Origin of the sequence: Burkholderia sp. Bp9015, assembly GCF_003853505.1 — a bacterium.
Lineage (GTDB): Bacteria > Pseudomonadota > Gammaproteobacteria > Burkholderiales > Burkholderiaceae > Burkholderia.
Genome location: NZ_QTPZ01000021.1, coordinates 75,772 through 94,634, shown reverse-complemented (window position 1 = coordinate 94,634; position 18,863 = coordinate 75,772). Strand labels below are relative to the sequence as shown.

Here is an 18,863-nt window from a genome sequence, read left to right as displayed (position 1 = left end):
TGCGCCGCACGGCGCGTGTCGCGACGGCGGCCAAAGCGTCGATGCGGGCTGCGTCGGTCAGGGCGCGCGCAACGCGCGGTCGAGTTCGGCGCGCGTCACGTCGAGCGCGACGCTGCATTCGATCTCGGCGTCCTCGACGCGCGGCTTGTGCTCGTCAACCGCGCGCCGCGCGAGGTCGCACAGCTGCGTGCGCACGCGCAGGCGATCGGCCGCGCCGAGCGACGCATAGCGCGTGAGCACGTCGGGATCGAAACGCAGGTCGACCGCGCAGCGCCATTGACGCGCGTCCTCATCGGACGGCACGCGCACCCACGACACCTGGATCGTCAGCCGCCCGGACGCGTCGTCCGCGTGCACGACGACGGTCGACTGCGACGGAAAGCCGTTCGCGAGCGCATGCTCGAGTTCCGCGATGCGCTGCGAACGGTCGGGGGCGGTCGTCATCGCCTGACAACCCCCAGCAGCAGCGTGACGAGGAAGATCACGACGAAGATGTAGAACAGGATCTTCGCGATCTCGGCCGCGCCGGCCGCGATGCCGCCGAAGCCGAACAAGGCGGCGACGAGCGCGATGATGAGGAAGATGATGGCGTAACGAAGCATGAATGCCTCCTGGAGTCCTGAAGAACGGTGATCGTCGATGCGTGTCGCCGTCGATCACGAATCGTGCTTGTGCCTGGGTTTGCCGTGGACCGGCGTCGAAGCCATTTTTTCGAGTTCCTTTTCGCTCATCGACTTGGCCATCGACTTCGCAGGCGGCTTCAGGTCCTTCATTTTCGTGTCGCCGCGCTTGGCCGACAGGGCGGCTCCTGCGGCGCGTTGCTGTGCCTGGGACTTGGCTGGCATGGCTTTCCTCCTCTCGGTGACGCGCGACGTCCGTGTGGCTCACGGGCGGGCCGCGCGCGGTTCGGACGGTATCGTCATGCGGCGTCGCGCCGGCGCAGGTCGGCCGGCGGAATCTTCATCGCCTGGCGATACTTCGTGACGGTACGACGCGCAAGAAGGATGCCGCGGCCCGCGAGGTTCTGCGCGAGCGCGACGTCGGACAGCGGATCGTTATGGCGCTCGGCGGCGATCATGTCGCGGATCAGCACCTTCGCGGCCGATGCCGAGCACACGCCCTTGCCGGCCGCCTCCAGCTTGCGGGGGAAGAAATGCTTGAATTCGAACGTGCCGTGCGGCGTGGCCATGTACTTGTTGCCCGTCGCGCGCGAGACCGTCGATTCGTGCAGGTCGAGCTCCTCGGCGATGTCGCGCAGCACGAGCGGCTTCATCGCGATCTCGCCGTAGCGGAAGAAGTCGCGCTGCCGCGCGACGATGCATTCGCCGACCCGCTGGATCGTGTCGAAGCGCTTCTGTACGTTGCGGATCAGCCAGCGCGCTTCCTGCAGCTGCTGGCCCAGCGGCGAATCGCGCTCGCCGCTCGACTGCGCGAACAGCGTCGCGTAGCGCTCGTGCAGCCGCGCGCGCGGCAGCACGGCCGGGTTGATCGTCACGATCCATTCGTCGCGCACCTGGCGCACGATCACGTCGGGTATCACGTAGTCGCCGCGCGTGCTGCCGTAGTGATTGCCGGGGCGCGGATCGAGCGCGCGCACCAGCGCGCAGGCGGCCTGCATCGTCGCCTGGTTGCAGCCGAGGCGCCGCTGGATCTCCGCCGTCTCGCGGCGCGCGAGCCGTTCGAGATGGTCGCGCGCGATGGCCTTCGCTTCCGCGAGCGCCGGCGTGCCGGCCGGAATCGCGTTGAGCTGCAGCAGCAGGCACTCGGACAGCGAGCGCGCGGCGATGCCCGGCCGGTCCAGCATCTGCACGAGCCGCAGCGCGACCGTGAGATCCTGTTCCGACAGCAGCCGCGCCGGATCGGCCGCGACCAGCAGCTCGCCCAGCTCCTGACGCAGGTAGCCGTCTTCGTCGAGCGCGTCGATCACGATGCGCGCGGCCTCGCGGTCGCGCCGGTTCAGCGGATAGAGCCGCAATGCCTCGTGCAGCTGCTGGTGCAGCGACGGCTCGGCGGCCATCCACTCGCCGGGCGACTGGTCGCCCGCGTCGTCGGCCTGTCGCCCGGTGCCTCGCGTGGTCGGCGCGGCCGTGTACGACACGTCGCCGTCCGGCGGGCGCACTTCCTCGTGCTCGGGTGGCGGCTCGGGCGGTGCGGCTTCGGCCTCGGGTTCGGGCGCGTCGGCGGCTTCTTCGTCGCCCTGCCCGTCTTCGAGAAACGGATTCGAGTCGAGCGCCTGTCGCAATTCCTGCTGGAATTCGAGCGAAGACAACTGCAGCAGGCGAAGCGACTGCTGAAGCCTCGGCGTGAGTGCCAGATGCTGTCGCATCTGGAGCGCAAGCGTGACGGACATCGATGCCCTCCTGACGGTGTGCGGAATGCGTTTATGCGAATCCATGCAGCTACCGTGCCAGGAAGGCGAAGCGCCGTCCGGCGGGGCTCTCGCGGGTTCGTACCCCGTCGGCCGCGGCCCCGGGCGCCCCCTTTTTTACAAGCGCCAGCAAGTTAGGGGGCACGGCATTCGCTCCGCGCGGATATGCCGTCGCCGTCGCGCAAATATGCCTTCGCAGGCGATATCGTTGCGCGGCATCCGTGCAGGGTGCCGCGGTCAGTACTGCATCGGCGGCGGCGTGCCCGGCAGCGTTTGACCGCCCTGCACGCCGTTCGGCCCCGGCGGCGGCACGTCGACCGGCTCGCCGCCGGTCGCGCCCGGCGGCAGCGTGTTGTACGGCGACGGGCGCGTGTCGTAACGCGTATTCGCGTCCGGCATCGTCGTGGTCGGCGACGCGCCGTGGCCGTCCGGTGGCGCCGGCGGTGCGCCACGCGTGCCGTAGGGGCCCTGCGGTTGCGTGCATGCGCCCAGCGCGCACGCAGCGGCGAACGCACAGGCGCACACGCGTATCGTCTGGATCGGTTTCATCGGAACCTCCTCCGTGAAGTGCGGTGCGCGGCACCGGGCCGGCCGTGACGGCGCGGCTCAGAGCCGGTTGAAATGGAAATCGCCCGCATACGCGTTCGGTGCGCGACGGGCCATCATCGTGTCGAATTCGGCCGCGACGCGCATCAGTGCGCCGCGTTGCCGCTCGATACCGGCCTGCTCGAGCGCCGCGAACGCGTCGGCGTCGAAAGTCACGGTCAGCGACGCCGGATGACCGTCGACGCGAAAGCCGAAATGCAGCGCGCCGGCCGGCTGCTCCTCGGCATGGAACGGCATCGCGCGCGCCTCGAAATGACGGCCGAGCGTCTCGGCCACGTCGCGCAGCATGCCGGGTTTCACGCTGATGCTCATCGTGGGCTCTCCGTGGGTGGGATGGACGCAATCGGCGGCCCGCCGGTCGACGGCGTGTGGACCGGCGGCGCGTGAATGGGCGGCACATGAATCGGCAGCGCGTGAATCGGCCGCACAGGAATCGGCGGCGCAGGAATCGGCAGCCCGTGGTTCGGCCGCGCGTGAACCGGCGGCGCCCGCGTCGGCGGCTCACGCTCCGGCGGCGGATGCCCGGGCGGGTCGCCTTCCGGATCCTGATAAGGCTCCGGCGTGCCGGGCGGCAGGTCATCCGGCGCGGGCGGCTCGGGGTCCGGTTCGACGTCGGGGATCGGCGGTTCGGGCCGGTGCAGCGACTGGGCGGGGTCTCGGTTCATCGGGGGGCATTCGATCGTTGCGTCGTCCTCGCGGGGCCTGATCGATTGGCGCGGCGTGCGCCGCCCGATCGTCCACGAAAGGCAGGGCCGCAAGCTGCGTGCCGTCTGCGTGCCGGCGTGCACGCCGCCTCGCACGCCGCCTTTCCGTGCGCCGGCGCGCGGTCGCGCGCGCCATCCCGCCGTACGCCGTGCCTTCGCTACACCACGCGCTGCAATTCTTTCAAGGGCAGCGCGCTACGCGTCGTACGCGGCCATCACGAGCCACAGCTCGTGGTCGTCGTCGCGCACCCGCGCGGCGAGCGCATACGGATCGGCCGGCTCGCACGCGCGCTGCAGCGCGAACCGCGCCGGCTCGGTCGAGCCGAACGTCTCGTCGCCGAGCGGCCGCACGTCGGCCTTGCCTTCGAACATCCGGCGATCGGGCCGGTAGATCAGCGGCTCCTGTTTCCACGCGCTGAAATGGCTCTTCACCGACTCGAACCCGCCGCCGCATACGTTGATCTCATAGCGCACCCCTGGCCGCCGTTTGGGAATCGTCATCGTGCCTCCCGCTTGATTTGCGTGTGTGTGTGTGCGGAGCATTGCACCGCGCGTTGTGGCCGGCATCCTGCGTCGTCGTCCTGCGTAGTCATCCATCGAAGAAGCGGCAAGTCCCGTGCCGCGCGGTCGCGACAGGCACGGCCGTTGCGCGATCACCGCGTCATCGTCACCGCCTCGGAGCCCCGCCATGAAGGAATCGACCCGAACCGGCCGCGACGCGCCGCACCAACCGCAGCGCGATCCGTCGCCGCCGTTGAAGGACCAGGATCAAACGAAGACGCGCCACTCGGAGCGCCATATCGACAAGCAGCTCGAGGACACGTTCCCCGCGAGCGATCCGCCCGCGACCGGCGGCGTCACGCGCATCGAGCCCGACACGCCGCCGGGCACGCACGACGACGGCCCGTGGCAGGACCCCGCCCGACGCCGCGACGAATGACGGCCGGCACTCGACGGACACCGCTGCCGAACGGCACGCCGCTTGCTGCCCGCTTGTTGCCCCGCACGGCCCGGATTCAACCCGCAAGGAGGACTTCATGCAACGCGTCAACGAAATCATGTCGCAGGACGTCGTGCGCATCGCGCCGACCGACTCGATCCGTCATGCGGCGCAATTGATGGAGCGCTATGACATCGGCGCGCTGCCCGTATGTGACAACAACCGGCTGATCGGCATGGTCACGGACCGCGATCTCGCGGTGCGCGCGATCTCGGCCGGCAAGCCGCCGGAAACGCGGATCCACGAAGTCGCCTCGGGTCCGATCGAATGGTGTTTCGAGGACGATTCGCTGGAAGAGATCCAGCACTACATGGCCGACGCGCAACTGCGCCGCCTGCCCGTCGTCGATCACGACAAGCGGCTCGTCGGCATGCTGTCGCTCGCGGACATCGCGACGCGCACGGCTGGCCCCGCACGCGACGACGTCGCGAACACGCTCGAAGGCGTGTCGCAACCGAAGCAGACGTGACGGGGCCATTCGCGCCCCGCCCCGACTACCCGCGCGACCCGCAGGGCCCATCCCGGGCACGGTCGCGCTCCACGCAGCCAGGAGGACAACCATGCAGACTCAAGGACAGACCCGCATCGTCGGCAAGGGGGCCGCAACCGCGGCCGGGCCCGGCCCGGACGTGATGGCGGCCGACACGCTGGAAGGCGACAAGGTCTATACGACCGATGGCGACGACGTCGGCAAGATCAAGGACATCATGCTCGATGTGCGCTCGGGCCGCGTCGCGTACGCCGTGCTGTCGAGCGGCGGCCTGCTCGGCATCGGCGACAAGCTGCTTGCGATTCCGTGGAGCGCGCTCACGCTCGATACCGAGCGCAAGTGTTTCCTGCTGTCGGTCTCATCCGAGCGAATCCGCAACGCGCCGGGCTTCGACAAGGATCACTGGCCGGCGATGGCCGACCCGCAATGGGCCGAGCCGCTGCACGAGTACTACGGCAGCACGCCGTACTGGAGCGCGGGCGACGAGCTCGGGCTGACCGATCCGACCGAGGACCTGAACGATCCGCGCGCGCGCGACCAGCATTGATCGCTCTCGATTTGCCGGTGTATTAGCCGACGTGCCCCGCGAAAGCGGGGCTTTTTTTGGGCTTTCTTCGTGACGGATCGCCGGGCCGGTCCGGTGCTGTGAAGCCGGCGTCGCGGCCACCTGCCGGGCGCGCGACAGTCGTGGCGCGCGCCGCCCGATTGATAACCAAACAACATCAATCCTTCCAAAATTCGCACTTAACGTTTCCCCGTCTCCGGGCGAACATTGCCAAAACGACAATCGGTCGCGCCCCGCGCCATTCCCGTATTCTCTGGAGACACCCTGATGCACCCCTCGCCCAGCCTTTCGACCGGACGTTCGAAGGCCGCCGCGGTATTCCGCGTGACGGCCGGCAACTTCCTCGAGCAGTTCGACTTCTTCCTGTTCGGCTTCTACGCGACGCAGATCGCCGCCGTGTTCTTTCCCACCGCGAACGAGTTCGCCTCGCTGATGATGACCTTCGCGGTCTTCGGCGCCGGCTTCCTGATGCGGCCGCTGGGCGCGATCGTGCTGGGCGCGTACATCGACGACGTCGGCCGCCGCAAGGGCCTGATCGTCACGCTCGCGATCATGGCGAGCGGCACCATCCTGATCGCGTTCGTCCCCGGTTATGCGACGATCGGCCTGCTCGCGCCCGCGCTCGTGCTGATCGGGCGACTGCTGCAGGGCTTTTCGGCAGGCGCGGAACTGGGCGGCGTGTCGGTCTACCTCGCCGAAATGGCCACGCCCGGCCGCAAGGGCTTCTTCACGAGCTGGCAGTCGGCCAGCCAGCAGGTCGCGATCGTCGTCGCGGCCGGCCTCGGCTTCGCGCTCAATCAATGGCTGAGCGCATCGGCGATCGCCGCGTGGGGATGGCGCGTGCCGTTCTTCGTCGGCTGCATGATCGTGCCGTTCATCTTCATGCTGCGCCGCAACCTCGAGGAAACGCAGGAGTTCAAGGCGCGCCGGCACCGCCCGAGCATGAAGGAAGTGTTCGGCACGCTGGCGCACAACTGGGGTGTCGTGGTCGCCGGCATGATGCTGGTCGCGATGACGACCACGAGCTTCTACCTGATCACCGTCTACGCGCCGACGTTCGGCAAGACGGTCCTGCACCTGAGCACCGCCGACAGCCTGCTCGTCACGCTGTGCGTCGGCGTATCGAACTTCGTGTGGCTGCCGATCGGCGGCGCGCTGTCCGATCGCATCGGCCGCCGGCCGCTGCTGGTCGGCATGACGCTGCTCGCGATCGCCACCGCGTACCCCGCGCTGTCGCTGCTCGCACATGCGCCGTCGTTCATCAACATGCTGCTCGTGCTGCTGTGGCTGTCGTTCATGTACGGGATCTACAACGGCGCGATGGTCGTCGCGCTGACGGAAGTGATGCCCGTCGAGGTGCGCGTGGCTGGCTTCTCGCTCGCCTACAGCCTCGCGACGGCCGTGTTCGGCGGCTTCACGCCTGCCATCTCCACGGCGCTGATTCACATGACCGGCGACAAGGCCGCACCCGGTTACTGGATGAGCCTCGCCGCGGTGTGCGCGCTGCTCGCGACGTTCGTACTCTATCGCCGCCATCCGGCGACGCTGACACCGGCGCACTGACGCCGCATTCCGAATCCCTGCCCCGACTTCGCACGACCCAGGCCACGACCACGACCATGAAGAACCTGCTCCTGAAACTGTGCGCGACCGCACTCGTCGCCACCTCCGCAATCGCCGCGAACGTGCAGGCCGCCGAGCTGCACGTGATGAGCTCGGGCGGCTTCACCGCCGCCTACAAGCGGCTCGGCCCGCAGTTCGCGGCCCGCACGGGCAACACGCTCGACACCGCGCTCGGCCCGTCGATGGGCAAGTCGCCTGAAGCGATTCCGAACCGGCTGGCGCGCGGCGAGCCGGCCGACGCGGTGATCATGGTCGGCTACGCGCTCGACGACCTGATCAAGCAAGGCAAGGTGATCCCCGGATCGCGCGTCGAGCTGGCCGATTCGCGGATCGGCATGGTCGTGCGCGACGGCGCGGCGAAACCCGACATCAGCTCGGCCGACGGCCTCAGGGAAGTGCTGCTGCATGCGAAGTCGATCGCGTACTCGGACAGCGCGAGCGGCGTCTACATCGAGCGGGAATTGTTCAAGAAGCTCGGCATCGAAGACCAGGTGAAATCGAAAGCGAAGATGATCCCGCGGATCCCGGTCGCCTCCGTGGTCGCGAACGGCGACTACGAAATCGGCTTTCAGCAGGTGAGCGAACTGCTGCCCGTGAAGGGCGCGACCTTCGTCGGCAAGATTCCCGAAGCGCTGCAGTCCGTCACGCGCTTCGCGGCCGGCATCCCGGTCGGCGCGCAGCATCCGGAGGAAGCGAAGGCGCTCCTCGACTATCTCGCGTCGCCCGACGTGCAGGCGGAAGTCAAATCGACCGGGCTGGATTCCGTCTCCGCGCATTGAGCCCGCAACCCGGGAAGGCGCGCGTCAGACCGCCTTCCCGTCGCGCCCGGCGCCGGCCCCGGCATCGTCGGCGCCATTCGGGCCTTCCGGCCCGGCCGCGTTCAGCACCCGCACGAGACGCGCACGATCGCACGCCCCTTCCCACGACGATACGAAGATCACCGCGCACGCATTGCTGATCACGCTCGTCAGCGCACGCGCCTCGGACATGAAGCGATCGATGCCGACCAGCAGCGCGACCCCGGCAACTGGCAGGTCGGGCATCACGGCAAGCGTCGCGACGAGGGCGACGAGCCCGCTGCCGGACACGCCGGCCGCGCCCTTCGACGTCAGCAGCATGACGGCCAGCATCGCCGCGATCTGCGGCGCGGACAGCGGCACGTCGCACGCCTGCGCAATGAACAATGCCGCGAGCGTCAGATAGATCGCGGTGCCGTCCAGGTTGAACGAATAGCCGGCCGGCAGCACGAGCCCCACCACGCCCTTGTCGCAACCGAGCGACTCCAGCTTGACGATCAGCCGCGGCAATACCGGCTCCGTCGACGAGGTCGCGAGGACGATCAGCAGTTCCTCGCGCAGGTAGCGCAGCAGCCGCCACAACGCGAATCCGTGCAACCGCGCGAGCGGTGCGAGCACCAGCGCGACGAACAGCCCGCAGGCCACGTAGAACGACATCATCAGCCGCGCGAGCGAGCCGACCGAGCCGATGCCGAAGCGGCCCACCGTGAAGGCCATCGCGCCGAATGCCCCGAGCGGGGCGAGCCGCATGATCATCGCCAGCACGCGAAAGACGATCTGCGCGACGCCGTCGATCAGCGCCAGCACGGGCCGGCCCGCCTGCGGAGCCGCATTGAGCGAAAAGCCGAACAGCAGCGCCAGCAGCAGCACCGGCAGCACCTCGCCCTGCTGGAACGCGCCGAGCATCGTGTCCGGGATCACGCTCAACGCAAACTCGACCAACCCGCGCGGCGGCGCATGCCGCGTATAGGGCGCAAGGACGCTCGCGTCGAGATGGCGCACGTCCACGTGCATGCCGGCGCCCGGCTGCAGCACGAACGCGGCGACGAGCCCGAAGGCGAGCGCGGCGGCGGTCAGCAGATAGAACAGCACCAGCGCGCGGACGATCGTGCGCCCGATGGCGGTCCCGTTCGCCAGCGACGTGATGCCCGACACGATCGTGCAGAACACGACCGGCGCGATCATCATCCGCACGAGGCCGACGAAGGCATCGCCGAGCGGCTTGAGCATCGCGCCCGCCGACGGCCAGAAATGGCCGACGCTCACGCCGAGCACCATCGCCAGCAGAACCTGCACGTAGAGCGAACGAAGCGGTCTTGCCAGCGTCACGATGCGGTCTTGCCCGATGTTCCGGCCGTATTCGCCGCATGCGCCACCTGTTTCGATCCATCGCCGCGCTTCGCATCGACGACCGCCTGGTGGAACGCTTCCGCGGCCGGTGTGAGCGGGCGTCCGCGCCGTTTCACGATGCCCACGCGGCGCTTGACCGCCGGCTCGACGAGCGGCACGCTCGTGAGCAGCGGATGGTCGTGCCCGGGCATCGCCATCGACGGTACCGCGGCGACGCCGAGCCCTGCCTCGACCAGCCCGAGCATGGTCGTCACGTGGCGCGTCTCGCACACGCTCGGCGCCCGCGGCGCGACGCTCGTCAGCGCCTGGTCGAGCAACAGGCGGTTGCCGGACGTCTTGTCCACCGACACGTACTCGTACTCGTAAAGCTCGTTCCAGGTCACGCGCTTCTTGCGCGCGAGCGGATGGTCGCGCCGGCACGCGGCGACGAACCGCTCCTGCAGCAGCAGCTTGAATTCGACCTCGGGCTCCTGGCTGCCCATGAAGCTCACGCCGAAATCGGCCTCGCCGCTGATGACGGCGCTCAGCACCTCGTTCGCGCTCGCGTCCAGCAGCTTGACCCGAATGCGCGGAAAGCGGCGGTGATAGCTTGCGATCACGTTCGGCAGAAAGTAGTAGGCGACCGACGGCACGCACGCGATCGTCACGTGACCGAGCCGGCTCGACGAAACGTCGCGGATGCCGAGCAGCGCGACGTCGAGATCGTCCAGCAACTGCTCGGCGCTCGGCGCGAACACGCGGCCGACGGTGGTCAGCGAGACGCTGCGCGTGGTGCGCTCGAACAGACGCACGCCGAGCGCTTCCTCCAGTTTGTCGATCCGGCGGCTCAACGCGGGCTGCGAAATGCTGATCGCCTCGGCGGCCTTCCGGAAGCTGCCCAGCTCCACCACCGCGCGAAACGCCTGCAAATCGGTCAAATCGAAGTTGATTCCCACGGGCCGTGTCTCCACATCTCGAATGCCCGGTATTTTGCATGATTCGGGCAGCCACACCCAGCCCGGAGATGCCGGCTCCGCCGCCCCGCTACGCGCGATGCCGCAACGCATCGATCACGATCGAAAACGCGCGCGACGCCTGGCGGCGGCTCGGGTAGTACGCGTGATAGCCGGGAAAGACCGGGCACCAGTCCGGCATCACGATGCGCAGCCTGCCGGCGTGCACGTGGTCGAGCACGATGTCCTCGGTGACGAACGCGATGCCGAATCCGTCGAGCGCCGCCTGCAGCATCTGCGGCTGCGTGTTGCAGGTGATCCGCCCGTTCACGCGCGCCTGGATCTCGTTCCTGCCCTTCTTCAGCTCCCATGCGTAGATGCCCTTCGCGGTCGCGAGCCGCAGCGTCACGCAATCGTGATCGAGCAGGTCCTGCGGCGTCTTCGGCGGCTTGCGGCCGTCGAAATAGGCCGGCGACGCAACCATCGCCATCCGGATGTCCGGGCTGATGCGCACCGCGATCATGTCCTTCGCGACCTGGTTGCCGTAGCGCACGCCGATGTCGTAGCGCTCCTCGACGATGTTCGACAGCCCGTAGTCGACCGAGAACTCGACGCGGATGTCGGGGTAGTCGGGCAGCACGTTCCTGAGCTTCGGCCAGATGATCGTGTCGATCGGATGCTCGGTGGCCGTGATCCGCACGACGCCGGCCGGCTTGTCGCGGAAATCGGCCACCGCGGCGAGCTTCGTTTCGATCTCGTCGATGCGCGGCGCGACAGTCCGGAACAGTTCCTCGCCCGCTTCGGTCGTCGCCACGCTGCGCGTCGTGCGCGTCAGCAGCCGCACGCCGAGCCGCGCTTCGAAATCGCGCACCGTCTGGCTCAGCGCCGATTGCGACACACCGAGGCGCGCCGCCGCGCGCGTGAAGCTCCGGTCGCGCGCCACCGCGAGAAACGCCAGCAGATCGTTGAGGTTTTCGCGCGGCATGTCGGACGGCTCCTGTCGAAACGGACGCCCATCCTAGCACCGACGCCGCCGCGCGCCACCCGGTACGGCTTCCGTCTATTCATTAGCCTGACTTATAAGTCCAAGCTCAGTGCGCTACTTAATCGATCGATCGTGGGTCGATAGACTGCGAAGCCTTCGGGTCCCCGTGCGGCCGTAGCCGACTTTTGGGGAGCTCCCCTGCATTCCTTTCCGGAGTCCGTCTCGTGAAATCCGCTCTTCGCCTTCTCGTCGCCGCACTTGCCGTGTCCGGCCCGTTGTTCGCCCATGCGCAGGGCCTGACGCGCGAGCAGGTGCGCGAAGACATGATTCGCTACGAAGCCGCCGGCTTCAATCCGGCACGCGCGAATCCGCGCACGTGGGTGGACGATGCCCAGGCCGCGTCCGTACGCGTCATGGCCGCGCACGATGCCGGCGCCCGCACGCATCTGGCCGATCGCGGCGCGGCCGCCGCGCGCTGCGACTGACCGACGCCGCCCCTTCGCCCACGATCCGCACCGCTTCGACGATGCAAGCCGTTGCCACTTCCGACCGGCGCCCCGCGCCCGTTCAAACCGCCGCATGGGGCGCCGTCCTCGCGATGGCGCTCGGCGCGTTCGCGCTCGTCGCGTCCGAATTCATGCCGGTCAGCCTGCTGACGCCGATCGCCACCGACCTGCACGTCAGCGAAGGCCAGGCGGGCCAGGCCATTTCCGTGTCCGGCGCCTTCGCGCTCGTGACGAGCCTGTTCATCGCGTCGCTGGCCGGGCGGCGCGATCGCAAGCGGCTGCTGCTCGTGCTGACGCTGCTGACGATCGTCTCCGGCACGATCGTTGCGTTCGCACCGAATTACGTTGCCTTCATCGCGGGGCGCGCACTGATCGGTGTTGCGATCGGCGGGTTCTGGTCGATGTCGGCCGCGACCGCGATGCGGCTGGTGCCCGATGGCGAGGTGCCGCGCGCGCTGGCGATCGTGAACGGCGGCAACGCGCTCGCGACCGTCGTCGCGGCGCCGCTCGGCAGCTTTCTCGGCGGCATCGTCGGCTGGCGCTGGGCATTCTTCTGCGTCGTGCCGGTCGCGGCGCTCGCGTTCGGCTGGAAACTCGTCAGCCTGCCGCCGATGAAAGCCGCATCGCACGCGGCGCCCGCCAATGCGCTCGCACTGCTCGGCCGCGTGCCGGTCGCGCTCGGCATGGCGGCCGTCAGCCTGCTGTTCATGGGACAGTTCGCGCTGTTCACGTACCTGCGGCCGTTCCTCGAAACGGTGACGCACGTCGGCAATGCCACGCTGTCGCTGATGCTGCTCGCGATCGGCGTGGCCGGGGTCGCGGGGACGATCCTGATCGGTGCGTGCCTGAAGAACGGGCTGTACCGCACGCTCGGCGTCACCCCGCTGCTGATGGCCGCGATCGCCGTCGCGCTCGTGTGGTGCGGCGCGTCGACCGCCGCCACCGCGGGCCTGCTTGCCCTGTGGGGACTGACCGGCACGGCCGCGCCCGTCGGCTGGTGGACGTGGCTCGCGCGCGCGCTGCCGCATGACGCGGAAGCCGGCGGCGGCCTGATGGTCGCGGTCGTGCAGCTCGCGATCGCGCTCGGCGCGACGACAGGCGGCCTGCTGTACGACCTGCACGGCTATCGCGCGACCTTCGCGATGAGTGCGGCGCTGCTCGTTTGCGCCGGCGTGGCGGCGTTCGCGGCGGGACGCGCCGCCGCTGCGCGCACGGCAGGCGGCTGAGCACCGCACGACGGCGCTCTAGGCCGCTCCGGGCCGCTCGATGCCGTTTTGCAAGTCGTACCGTGCAAGGCGGCTGGAACATCGCCGGGGGCTGCCTGGATCCCCTGTCCCCCGCCATCACCGGATGCGGCTCCGACACACGACGCGTCCATCTCGACCGCACGCGGCATGCCGGTTGCTGCATCTCGTCGATATCGACGATACGGGAGCCGCCGATGCACACACTGCCGATGTTCCGCCCCGGCAACGCCTTCGATCGGCCTGTCGCGCGCGCCCGAGCATGCCGCTTCGCGCGCGCGGCGTCGGCCTGCACCGGAGGACTGGCATGAAGCGCGACGCGAGCACGAAACCGGCGGCGGTCCCGGCCGCCGCCGACACACCGGCCACGCTCGACGCCTGCCGCCGCTGCGGGCTGTGGGAACATGCGACCCAGCCGGTGCCCGGCGCCGGGCCCGTCGACGCACGCATCATGCTGGTCGGCGAACAGCCGGGCGACCAGGAGGACCGCGCGGGCATCCCGTTCGTCGGCGCGGCGGGCCGCATGCTCGACCGCGCGCTCGACGAGGCCGGTATCGCACGCACGAGCGTCTACCTGACCAACGCGGTCAAGCACTTCAAATGGGAACCGCGCGGCAAGCGGCGGCTGCACAAGACGCCCGCGCAGCGCGAGGTCGCCGCCTGCCGCTACTGGCTCGAACGCGAGCTCGGCGCGGTGAACCCGCGCGTGATCGTCGCGCTCGGCGCGACGGCGCTGCGCGCGGTGCTGCAGGACAACGACGCGACGGTGGAGCGCACGCGCAAGCCGGTGCGCTCGCCGGATGGCTGTCTCGTCGTCGCGACCTATCACCCGTCCTACGTGCTGCGCACGCGCGGCGCCGATTCGCGCGAGCATGCGTACCGGACGCTCGTCGACGCGCTGCGCACCGCGTCGCGCCTCGCGCGCGGCAACGGCGGCGCGCACGAGGCATCCGGAGACGCCGAATGAGCAACCTGCGCGGCGGCGCGTCGCGCGACACCCCGGCCGCCACAACCGACCCGGCCGCCACCACCGCCGCGAAGCCCTGGTACCGGCGGCTCGGCCCCGGCCTGCTCGCGGGCGCGTCCGACGCCGATCCGAGCAACGTCGCCGTCTATGCGCAGGCCGGCAGCCAGTTCGGCTTCCACATGCTGTGGATGATCGTGATCACGCTGCCGATGATGGTGGCCGTGCAGCTCGCGGCGGCATTCATCGGGCGCGCCAACCGCGAAGGCCTCGTGGCCGGCATCCGCGAGCAGTTCTCCGTCCGCCTCGCCAAGGCCCTGATCGTCATGGTGGTGATCGTCAATGTCGTGAACGTCGGCGCCGACCTCGCCGCGATGGGTGATGCGACCGCGCTCGTCGCCGGCGGCCGCAGCTACTGGTATGCGCCCGTCTACGGCATCGCGTCGCTCGCGCTGCAGGTGCTGCTGTCCTACGAACGCTACGCGCGCTGGCTCAAATGGATGACGTTCGGCCTGCTCGCCTACGTGCTCGAACTCGGCTTCGTGCACATCGACTGGCGCGGCCTGCTGCACGCGATCGTCCTGCCGCACATCGCGTTCAGGCACGACTATGCGACGACGGCGGTCGCGGTGCTCGGCACGACGCTGAGCCCGTACCTGTTCGTATGGCAGGCCGCGCTCGAAGTCGAGGAAACCCAGGCCGAGCGCCGCAACGGCGACACCGCGTGCACGCCCGGCGTGCGCCGTGAAACCGGGCGGCGCATCACGTTCGACACCTGGACCGGGATGATCGTCACCAACGCGGTGTCGTTCTGCATCATGGTGATCGGCGCGGCGGTGTTCTTCTCGCACGGCAAGCACGACATCGGCTCCACCGCGCAGGCTGCCGAGGCGCTGCGCCCGATCGCCGGCGAGGCGGCATTCGTCGTGTTCGCGTTCGGCATCGTCGGCTGCGGGCTGCTCGCGATCCCCGCGTTCGCGGGCAGCGCCGCATACGGTTGCGCGGAGGCGTGGCGGTTCCGCGAAGGGCTGAACGAACCGGTGCGGCGCGCACCCGCGTTCTATGCGGTACTGGCCGGCTGCGTGGTCGTCGGCATCGCGATCTGCTTCAGCCCGGTCGATCCGATCAAGGCGTTGTACTGGAGCGCGGTGCTCAACGGCGTCGCGGCAGTGCCGATGCTGGTGCTCGTGATGCTGCTGTCGCAGCGGCGCGATGCGGCCGGCCAGCCGGGCAGCGGCATCGCGTCGAAGGTGTTCGGGTGGCTGGCGGTCGCGCTGATGGCGGCATCGGTGGTCGTGATGGCCGCGGACATGCTGAGCTTGAGCTGATTGGGGCGGCATGGTTGCGCCTGCAACCGTTCACGCGTGACGGACGGCGTGGAAAGCGAACGCCCCTGAGGGTCGGGTGGCAACCGGGCACGCCGCGCGAGCGGCGTCGCCCGGCTGCCCGACCGGCAGCGTCACATCATCTTGCCGCGCGACTTTTCGGCCCGCGCCGCATCGGCCGCCGACTCGACCTTCTTCACTTCTTCCGGCGGCGGCAGCACCGCCTTGAAGCCCATCGAGTCGATCCACATCTCGCGCGCCCAGCCGCGGGTGTGATACAGGTGATGGTCCTCGTCCGCCTCCACCTCGTCGTGCGCGGCCTTCAGCGCCTTCGCCGCGTCGCGATCGCGCAACTGGTCGGCCGCATAGCCGATCAGCTCCCAGTTCAGGTGGTCCTTCGTCTCGGCGAGCACCACGCACTCGGCCGCGACGATCTGCGCGACCGCCGGGTCGGCCTGCTTCTTCGCCTGCTCGATCACCTGGACGAGCGACTTGCCGGTCGCCGCGACGGCGGCGCGCCCCGGCGACTGCGTATCCGGATCGAGGCCGAGCGTGTCGAATACCTTGCGCAGCACTTCCTGGTGATGCATCGTTTCGCGGTGGTACTTCTCCCATTCCTTGTGCAGGTCCTCGTCGGTCGCACACTTGAGCGCGGCCTCGTAGATCTTCGCGCCGCCGAGCTCGGTTTCGTATGCCTGGCACAGCAACGCCAGGATGCCTTCGTGCTTCGATTGCCGTTGGCCCATGACTGCTTCTCCGAAAAAACGGGCCGCCCGCGCGGCCCTGGGGTTGAACCGGGCACGCGTTACTGCGCGCCCACCTTGCGCTGAAGTGCTTCCGCCATGCTCAGGTGATGCCTGAGCGTCGGCAGCGCGGCGGTCGCGAACGCCCGCAGCTGCGCGTCCTGGCCGCCGCGCGCCTCTTCTTCGAACAGTGCGACCGCCTTCTTGTGCGCGTCCGGGCCAGCCGCGGCCACATACGCCGTGTCGAAGTCGTGTCCGCTCTTGCCGCGCAGCGCTTCGACGTCCGGGTCGTGGATCTGCTCGACCTGCGGCTTCATGCCCGCGCGCGCGGCGACCTCGTCGAGCTTCGCGTTCGCCTTGCCGTGGTCGGCCACCATGCGTTGCGCGAACGCGCGCACGTCCGGCGACTGCGCCTGCTTCAACGCGAGCTGGCTCGCCTGCACTTCGGCCTTGCCGGCCAGCGCGGCCTTGTCGACGAATTCCGCATCGCCGCGCTGCGGCGTCTTCGCGATGCCCGGATCGCCCGCGCCGGCGGCGCCCGACGACGGGTTGATCACGCCGCCCGGCACATGCGAATTCGACGCGGGCGGCTCGCTCGGCGCCTGTGCCTGCGCGAGCCCCGCCATGGCGAGTACGCCCGCGGCGAGCGCCGCGATCGTCCAGTTGGGTTGTTTCATGCGCTTTCTCCTGGTGTGGCTCGATCGTCACCCGCCGACGATCGAGCCGCCGTTCGGATGCAAGGTCTGTCCCGTCATGTAGCTCGCGCCGTCCGACGCGAGCAGCACATAGCAGCCGATCAGCTCGTCCGGCTGCCCCGGCCGCTTGAGCGGCACGTTCGAGCCGAACGTCGCGACCTGTTCGGCGGTGAAGGTCGACGGGATCAGCGGCGTCCAGATCGGCCCCGGCGCGACGGCGTTCACGCGAATGTCGCGCTCGGCCAGCTCGATCGACAGCGAACGCGTGAACGCGACGATCGCGCCCTTGGTCGCCGAGTAGTCGGGCAGCTTCGGGCTGCCGTGATACGCGGTCACCGACGCGGTGTTGACGATGCGCCCGCCCGCTTTCATGTGCGGCAGCGCGGCCTGCGTGCAGAAGAACATGCCGTACACGTTCGTGCGGAACGTGCGCTCGAGCTGTTCCTCGGTCACGTCCTCGATGCCCGGCTGCGGATGCTGTTCGCCCGCGTTGTTGACCAGCACGTCGAGGCGCCCCAGCCGCTCGACCGTGCGCGCGACGGCATCGCGCGCCTGCCGGCGGTCGCCGACGTCGCAAGCGATGGCCTCGCAGCGCCGGCCCGCCTGCTCGATCAGGCGCTTCGTGTGCGCGGCATCGTCGGATTCGTTCAGGTAGACGATCGCGACGTCCGCGCCCTCCTTCGCGAAACCGATCGCGACCGCGCGGCCGATCCCGCTGTCGCCGCCCGTCACGAGCGCGACCTTGCCGGCGAGCCTGCCGCTGCCGACGTAGTCGGCCGCCTCGTCGCGCGGCTTCGGATGCATGTCCCGCTCGGTGCCTGGCTGCCGGGCCTGTTCCTGGGGTGGCAGGGTCTTTGCCGTCGTCATGGGTTCCTCCTTGAACGGGTGTCGGCGAGACGTCGCAAGCGGCATGCCGCGCGGCGGCCCGGCCCGGTGCACGCGCGATGCCCGCGCGCCGCGCGCCGCGTTGCAAGCGCGTGCAGAAACGGCATGCTCAGCGCGGCGTGCCCTGCGTCGTGCCGTCCGGCCGGCGCACCGGATCGAAGTCGCGCCATTCGCCGTCCTGCCAGTCGCCTTCGACACGTTCGATCGCTTGCGCACCGGTCGCACGCAGCACGTCTTCCGCGGTGGCCGCGGTCGTCGACGTCACGCGCGCGGCCAGGATCACGCCGGTTTCGGTCTTCGCGAGCGCGCCCTTGCCTTCGGCCTGCTCGCCGCGCATCCGGCCGAGCGCGCCGCCGAACGCACCGAGATAGGCACCGGCGAGCGCACCGGCGGCCGGCACGAACCAGTAGCGCACGCCGAACGCATAGACGATCAGCCCGACGATCGCGCCGATCAGCAGCCCGCGCAGCGCGCCGACCAGCGCGCCGCGCCCGCCGGGCTTCGCGGCCGTATCGGCATACACGTCGCCGCCGATCGGAAAGCGCGCGTGCTGGCCGCCCGGGTTCAGGAAGAAGATCGACACGTCGTCCGGGCCGAACGCGCGCTCGTAAAGGTGGCGCGCCCCACCTTCCGCTTCATCGAACGTCGTGAAGCGGCCTGCGACGATCATCGCCATGGTCGTGCTCCTCGTGGCCGTAGGGTGCCGCGCACGCGAGCGCGGGCGCGACGCGACGCGGGGGCGCTCACATGAGCCGCCCGAGTTCCTTCGATACCGATGCCGGCGTGCCGTATTCCCGGTCGGGGATCTGCCTGAGCATGTCGAGTACGCGCGGGTCGGCATGCGAGCGCTCCGCGCACTCGACCACCTCCGCCTTGCTCGCCGGATAGTCCATCCCCTTCAGCGCCTTCTGCACGTCGACCGGGCTCGGCGCCTTGCCGTGCCCGCTCTGGTGGCCGCCCTTGTCGTGATCCTGCTGCTCGCGCTCGCCTTCATGCGCGCGCGCGTGGCTGTATTCGTGGCCCGTATGTTGTCGGGATGACATGGAAACCTCCTTCGATTGAAAAACGGAAAGGCACGCCA

25 protein-coding genes are annotated in these 18,863 nt (G+C 69.3%); 9 read left to right on the top strand and 16 right to left on the bottom strand.

Features of this window, described 5'->3' with window-relative positions; all coding sequences use genetic code 11:
• Positions 1–57: 57 nt before the first annotated feature.
• The 8 genes from DIE12_RS22345 to DIE12_RS22310 form a co-directional block, all read right to left on the bottom strand.
• Positions 58–444 carry a DUF3022 domain-containing protein gene (locus DIE12_RS22345; protein ID WP_124521714.1) on the bottom strand — a complete coding sequence of 129 codons (387 nt, stop codon included), beginning with the start codon at positions 442–444 and terminating at the stop codon, positions 58–60.
• Positions 441–602, bottom strand: a complete 162-nt coding sequence (locus DIE12_RS22340) for a DUF1328 domain-containing protein (protein WP_044843387.1) — start codon at positions 600–602, stop codon at positions 441–443. Before DIE12_RS22340 ends, DIE12_RS22345 begins: the two co-directional genes overlap by 4 nt.
• A 54-nt stretch (positions 603–656) precedes the next feature.
• Positions 657–845, bottom strand: a complete 189-nt coding sequence (locus tag DIE12_RS22335) for a DUF3008 family protein (protein ID WP_044843386.1) — start codon at positions 843–845, stop codon at positions 657–659.
• Positions 846–919: 74 nt separating this feature from the next.
• Entirely contained in the window at positions 920–2,350 is a 1,431-nt protein-coding gene (locus DIE12_RS22330) for an RNA polymerase factor sigma-54 (protein ID WP_124521818.1), read from the bottom strand.
• A 255-nt stretch (positions 2,351–2,605) separates the two neighbouring features.
• Positions 2,606–2,917: a hypothetical protein gene (locus DIE12_RS22325; protein WP_124485798.1), complete on the bottom strand. Its 312-nt coding sequence runs from the start codon at positions 2,915–2,917 to the stop codon at positions 2,606–2,608.
• A 57-nt stretch (positions 2,918–2,974) separates the two neighbouring features.
• Entirely contained in the window at positions 2,975–3,286 is a 312-nt protein-coding gene (locus DIE12_RS22320; RefSeq protein ID WP_044843383.1) for a hypothetical protein, read from the bottom strand.
• On the bottom strand, positions 3,283–3,639 hold the full coding sequence (locus DIE12_RS38705; protein ID WP_260426161.1) for a hypothetical protein: 357 nt from the start codon (positions 3,637–3,639) through the stop codon (positions 3,283–3,285). Before DIE12_RS38705 ends, DIE12_RS22320 begins: the two co-directional genes overlap by 4 nt.
• A gap of 234 nt (positions 3,640–3,873) precedes the next feature.
• Positions 3,874–4,179 (bottom strand): hypothetical protein, encoded by a 306-nt coding sequence (locus DIE12_RS22310; RefSeq protein WP_044843382.1) that lies wholly within the window; start codon positions 4,177–4,179, stop codon positions 3,874–3,876.
• 187 nt (positions 4,180–4,366) lie between these two features.
• On the opposite strand from DIE12_RS22310, the gene DIE12_RS22305 reads away from it, so the two are divergent.
• From DIE12_RS22305 to DIE12_RS22285, 5 genes are all read left to right on the top strand, one after another.
• Positions 4,367–4,618 (top strand): hypothetical protein, encoded by a 252-nt coding sequence (locus tag DIE12_RS22305; protein ID WP_124521710.1) that lies wholly within the window; start codon positions 4,367–4,369, stop codon positions 4,616–4,618.
• A gap of 97 nt (positions 4,619–4,715) precedes the next feature.
• A complete protein-coding gene (locus tag DIE12_RS22300) occupies positions 4,716–5,147 on the top strand; it encodes a CBS domain-containing protein (RefSeq protein ID WP_044843380.1) in 432 nt (143 codons plus the stop codon).
• A 91-nt stretch (positions 5,148–5,238) separates the two neighbouring features.
• The gene (locus DIE12_RS22295; protein ID WP_044843379.1) at positions 5,239–5,715 is read left to right on the top strand and encodes a PRC-barrel domain-containing protein; all 477 of its coding nucleotides are present in this window, start codon (positions 5,239–5,241) and stop codon (positions 5,713–5,715) included.
• Between the two features lie 285 nt (positions 5,716–6,000).
• Entirely contained in the window at positions 6,001–7,296 is a 1,296-nt protein-coding gene (locus tag DIE12_RS22290) for an MFS transporter (protein ID WP_124521708.1), read from the top strand.
• Between the two features lie 56 nt (positions 7,297–7,352).
• Positions 7,353–8,135 (top strand): substrate-binding domain-containing protein, encoded by a 783-nt coding sequence (locus DIE12_RS22285; protein ID WP_124521706.1) that lies wholly within the window; start codon positions 7,353–7,355, stop codon positions 8,133–8,135.
• A 24-nt stretch (positions 8,136–8,159) separates the two neighbouring features.
• Here DIE12_RS22285 and dctA read toward each other — a convergent pair whose 3' ends face one another.
• The 3 genes from dctA to DIE12_RS22270 form a co-directional block, all read right to left on the bottom strand.
• Entirely contained in the window at positions 8,160–9,482 is a 1,323-nt protein-coding gene (dctA, locus tag DIE12_RS22280) for a C4-dicarboxylate transporter DctA (protein WP_124521704.1), read from the bottom strand.
• A complete protein-coding gene (locus DIE12_RS22275) occupies positions 9,479–10,438 on the bottom strand; it encodes a LysR family transcriptional regulator (protein WP_044843375.1) in 960 nt (319 codons plus the stop codon). Before DIE12_RS22275 ends, dctA begins: the two co-directional genes overlap by 4 nt.
• 88 nt (positions 10,439–10,526) lie before the next feature.
• Positions 10,527–11,420 (bottom strand): LysR family transcriptional regulator, encoded by an 894-nt coding sequence (locus DIE12_RS22270; protein ID WP_124521702.1) that lies wholly within the window; start codon positions 11,418–11,420, stop codon positions 10,527–10,529.
• 224 nt (positions 11,421–11,644) lie between these two features.
• Between DIE12_RS22270 and DIE12_RS22265 the strand changes: the two genes are divergently transcribed.
• The 4 genes from DIE12_RS22265 (at position 11,645) to DIE12_RS22250 (ending at position 15,462) form a co-directional block, all read left to right on the top strand.
• Entirely contained in the window at positions 11,645–11,905 is a 261-nt protein-coding gene (locus DIE12_RS22265) for a DUF4148 domain-containing protein (protein WP_124521700.1), read from the top strand.
• Positions 11,906–11,946: 41 nt separating this feature from the next.
• A complete protein-coding gene (locus tag DIE12_RS22260) occupies positions 11,947–13,152 on the top strand; it encodes an MFS transporter (protein ID WP_124521698.1) in 1,206 nt (401 codons plus the stop codon).
• Positions 13,153–13,477: 325 nt separating this feature from the next.
• The gene (locus tag DIE12_RS22255) at positions 13,478–14,137 is read left to right on the top strand and encodes a UdgX family uracil-DNA binding protein (RefSeq protein WP_124521817.1); all 660 of its coding nucleotides are present in this window, start codon (positions 13,478–13,480) and stop codon (positions 14,135–14,137) included.
• Positions 14,134–15,462, top strand: coding sequence for an NRAMP family divalent metal transporter (locus tag DIE12_RS22250; RefSeq protein ID WP_124521815.1), 1,329 nt, complete (start codon positions 14,134–14,136; stop codon positions 15,460–15,462). Before DIE12_RS22255 ends, DIE12_RS22250 begins: the two co-directional genes overlap by 4 nt.
• Before the next feature lie 131 nt (positions 15,463–15,593).
• Here the strand turns inward: DIE12_RS22250 and DIE12_RS22245 are convergent, their stop codons facing one another.
• The 5 genes from DIE12_RS22245 to DIE12_RS22225 form a co-directional block, all read right to left on the bottom strand.
• A complete protein-coding gene (locus DIE12_RS22245; protein ID WP_044843370.1) occupies positions 15,594–16,205 on the bottom strand; it encodes a DUF892 family protein in 612 nt (203 codons plus the stop codon).
• Between the two features lie 59 nt (positions 16,206–16,264).
• Positions 16,265–16,879, bottom strand: coding sequence for a DUF4142 domain-containing protein (locus DIE12_RS22240; RefSeq protein WP_124521695.1), 615 nt, complete (start codon positions 16,877–16,879; stop codon positions 16,265–16,267).
• 27 nt (positions 16,880–16,906) lie between these two features.
• Positions 16,907–17,764 (bottom strand): SDR family oxidoreductase, encoded by an 858-nt coding sequence (locus DIE12_RS22235; protein WP_044843368.1) that lies wholly within the window; start codon positions 17,762–17,764, stop codon positions 16,907–16,909.
• Positions 17,765–17,891: 127 nt separating this feature from the next.
• Positions 17,892–18,458 (bottom strand): hypothetical protein, encoded by a 567-nt coding sequence (locus tag DIE12_RS22230; RefSeq protein ID WP_124485785.1) that lies wholly within the window; start codon positions 18,456–18,458, stop codon positions 17,892–17,894.
• Positions 18,459–18,525: 67 nt separating this feature from the next.
• Positions 18,526–18,825 (bottom strand): DUF2795 domain-containing protein, encoded by a 300-nt coding sequence (locus DIE12_RS22225; protein WP_044843366.1) that lies wholly within the window; start codon positions 18,823–18,825, stop codon positions 18,526–18,528.
• Positions 18,826–18,863 lie beyond the last annotated feature (38 nt).

What these genes read in the sequence shown, in the direction of transcription:
- DIE12_RS22270 (WP_124521702.1), bottom strand. Translation starts at nt 11,420, where the DNA reads ATGCCGCGCGAAAACCTCAACGATCTGCTGGCGTTTCTCGCGGTGGCG.
- DIE12_RS38705 (WP_260426161.1), bottom strand. Translation starts at nt 3,639, where the DNA reads ATGAACCGAGACCCCGCCCAGTCGCTGCACCGGCCCGAACCGCCGATC.
- DIE12_RS22255 (WP_124521817.1), top strand. Translation starts at nt 13,478, where the DNA reads ATGAAGCGCGACGCGAGCACGAAACCGGCGGCGGTCCCGGCCGCCGCC.
- DIE12_RS22300 (WP_044843380.1), top strand. Translation starts at nt 4,716, where the DNA reads ATGCAACGCGTCAACGAAATCATGTCGCAGGACGTCGTGCGCATCGCG.
- DIE12_RS22295 (WP_044843379.1), top strand. Translation starts at nt 5,239, where the DNA reads ATGCAGACTCAAGGACAGACCCGCATCGTCGGCAAGGGGGCCGCAACC.
- DIE12_RS22230 (WP_124485785.1), bottom strand. Translation starts at nt 18,458, where the DNA reads ATGGCGATGATCGTCGCAGGCCGCTTCACGACGTTCGATGAAGCGGAA.
- DIE12_RS22245 (WP_044843370.1), bottom strand. Translation starts at nt 16,205, where the DNA reads ATGGGCCAACGGCAATCGAAGCACGAAGGCATCCTGGCGTTGCTGTGC.
- DIE12_RS22320 (WP_044843383.1), bottom strand. Translation starts at nt 3,286, where the DNA reads ATGAGCATCAGCGTGAAACCCGGCATGCTGCGCGACGTGGCCGAGACG.
- DIE12_RS22225 (WP_044843366.1), bottom strand. Translation starts at nt 18,825, where the DNA reads ATGTCATCCCGACAACATACGGGCCACGAATACAGCCACGCGCGCGCG.
- DIE12_RS22305 (WP_124521710.1), top strand. Translation starts at nt 4,367, where the DNA reads ATGAAGGAATCGACCCGAACCGGCCGCGACGCGCCGCACCAACCGCAG.
- DIE12_RS22330 (WP_124521818.1), bottom strand. Translation starts at nt 2,350, where the DNA reads ATGTCCGTCACGCTTGCGCTCCAGATGCGACAGCATCTGGCACTCACG.
- DIE12_RS22235 (WP_044843368.1), bottom strand. Translation starts at nt 17,764, where the DNA reads ATGACGACGGCAAAGACCCTGCCACCCCAGGAACAGGCCCGGCAGCCA.
- DIE12_RS22285 (WP_124521706.1), top strand. Translation starts at nt 7,353, where the DNA reads ATGAAGAACCTGCTCCTGAAACTGTGCGCGACCGCACTCGTCGCCACC.
- DIE12_RS22260 (WP_124521698.1), top strand. Translation starts at nt 11,947, where the DNA reads ATGCAAGCCGTTGCCACTTCCGACCGGCGCCCCGCGCCCGTTCAAACC.
- DIE12_RS22340 (WP_044843387.1), bottom strand. Translation starts at nt 602, where the DNA reads ATGCTTCGTTACGCCATCATCTTCCTCATCATCGCGCTCGTCGCCGCC.
- DIE12_RS22335 (WP_044843386.1), bottom strand. Translation starts at nt 845, where the DNA reads ATGCCAGCCAAGTCCCAGGCACAGCAACGCGCCGCAGGAGCCGCCCTG.
- DIE12_RS22290 (WP_124521708.1), top strand. Translation starts at nt 6,001, where the DNA reads ATGCACCCCTCGCCCAGCCTTTCGACCGGACGTTCGAAGGCCGCCGCG.
- DIE12_RS22310 (WP_044843382.1), bottom strand. Translation starts at nt 4,179, where the DNA reads ATGACGATTCCCAAACGGCGGCCAGGGGTGCGCTATGAGATCAACGTA.
- DIE12_RS22250 (WP_124521815.1), top strand. Translation starts at nt 14,134, where the DNA reads ATGAGCAACCTGCGCGGCGGCGCGTCGCGCGACACCCCGGCCGCCACA.
- DIE12_RS22325 (WP_124485798.1), bottom strand. Translation starts at nt 2,917, where the DNA reads ATGAAACCGATCCAGACGATACGCGTGTGCGCCTGTGCGTTCGCCGCT.
- DIE12_RS22345 (WP_124521714.1), bottom strand. Translation starts at nt 444, where the DNA reads ATGACGACCGCCCCCGACCGTTCGCAGCGCATCGCGGAACTCGAGCAT.
- DIE12_RS22240 (WP_124521695.1), bottom strand. Translation starts at nt 16,879, where the DNA reads ATGAAACAACCCAACTGGACGATCGCGGCGCTCGCCGCGGGCGTACTC.